Origin of the sequence: Acinetobacter sp. YH16032, from assembly GCF_013417345.1 — a bacterium.
GTDB lineage: Bacteria > Pseudomonadota > Gammaproteobacteria > Pseudomonadales > Moraxellaceae > Acinetobacter.
Genome location: NZ_VPEE01000134.1, coordinates 1 through 1,635, shown reverse-complemented (window position 1 = coordinate 1,635; position 1,635 = coordinate 1). Strand labels below are relative to the sequence as shown.

Below are 1,635 nucleotides of genomic sequence, written 5' to 3'. Positions count from 1 at the left end.
GATTTCACGTGCTTTGTTGGTGATAGTTTTATTTTCTCGTTCAGCAATGATTTGAAGTTTATCTTTGAGATCATCTTCAATTCTAAAGCTCACCGTTGTTGTTTTTTTGCTCTCTGCCATTAATTCCCCTTTTTTCTCGTTGTCTAAAAACGTTGACGTACAAGGCTCTAAGGTGTGTTACCTATGCGTTTTTAATTGGTTTGTTAAAAATATCTCCAAATACAAAATTACAGGCACGAGGGCGACGATACACAAACGGGGACAAAATGGGGACATTTTTACCGTTTATTACCGTCGCGTACTCAGGGGGCTTTCCCCTGATACCCCGAAGCCTCTACGAGTCTTTTTCTGACGCGCTGCGCTTGTCCAACGATTCACAGACAGATAAAAATTTTATCTGCCCGTTCACCGTTTATGAGTCAAACGGGAAGATAATTATTTTGAAGGTTAAGGGGTAATTTTTGTGGCTAATAAAATAATGTTAAAAACGAAGCCAAACGGCACAGAAACCGTTCTAAACTTTCAGGGTAGATTTGGGTGTTTGATAGGGTGATCGTGTCTTAAAATCGTTTTGAGGGGCTTTAATGCGGATGAATGGGCGGTTTTAGTAAACTAACTCGCCCGTTTAACATAAAAGGGATTGTATGAATCAATTTTAGCTAGAGTTTAAGGTTGTTCAAATTAATGTACAATGATTGCACTGTATAAATAACCAGGTGTAGCATGTATGGAAAAGCACTTTATCAATGAAAAGTTTTCACGAGATCAATTTACGGGGAATAGAGTTAAAAATATTGCCTTTTCAAATTGTGATTTTTCAGGGGTTGATTTAACTGATACTGAATTTGTTGATTGTAGTTTTTACGACAGGAATAGCTTGGAAGGGTGTGATTTTAATAGAGCCAAACTAAAAAACGCTAGCTTTAAAAGCTGCGATTTATCAATGAGTAATTTTAAAAACATTAGCGCCTTAGGTCTTGAAATTAGTGAGTGTTTAGCTCAAGGAGCTGATTTTCGAGGGGCTAATTTTATGAATATGATAACTACAAGGTCATGGTTTTGTAGTGCTTATATAACCAAGACAAATCTTAGTTACGCTAATTTTTCTAGAGTCATATTAGAAAAGTGCGAACTGTGGGAAAATCGCTGGAATGGCACTGTGATAACTGGCGCCGTGTTTCGTGGCTCCGATCTTTCTTGTGGGGAGTTTTCATCGTTTGATTGGTCTTTGGCTGATTTTACTGGTTGTGATTTAACGGGTGGGGCGCTTGGCGAGCTTGATGCAAGGCGAATTAATTTAGATGGAGTGAAGTTGGATGGAGAGCAGGCGCTTCAGCTTGTTGAGAGTTTAGGTGTTATTGTTCACCGATAAAATCTAGGTAAAAAACGCCTAATGCCCCAATGTGGTACTAATCAAAACGGAGCGAAGCGACATCTTCATCTTGTCTTTGCTTTTCTCCATGATCAGTTATTGGGTCATGGTCTCTTAGCTCGTTAATCTGGCTAAGTCTGGTTAGGTTGGGCTTCTTTCGACGGTGCAATCCAAGAAATCCCTAGTCCGTTGATTGGTGCTCTTATCAGGTACGCACTGTAATCTTTCGATACCGCAGCGTGATTCGGAGGCAGAGCCGGAAT

1 protein-coding gene is annotated in these 1,635 nt (G+C 39.7%); it reads left to right on the top strand.

Going from position 1 to position 1,635, the window contains the following annotated elements; genetic code table 11:
• Positions 1-727 precede the first annotated feature (727 nt).
• Positions 728-1,372, top strand: coding sequence for a quinolone resistance pentapeptide repeat protein QnrD1 (locus FTV32_RS16915; RefSeq protein WP_012634451.1), 645 nt, complete (start codon positions 728-730; stop codon positions 1,370-1,372).
• The last annotated feature ends 263 nt before the right edge of the window (positions 1,373-1,635 follow it).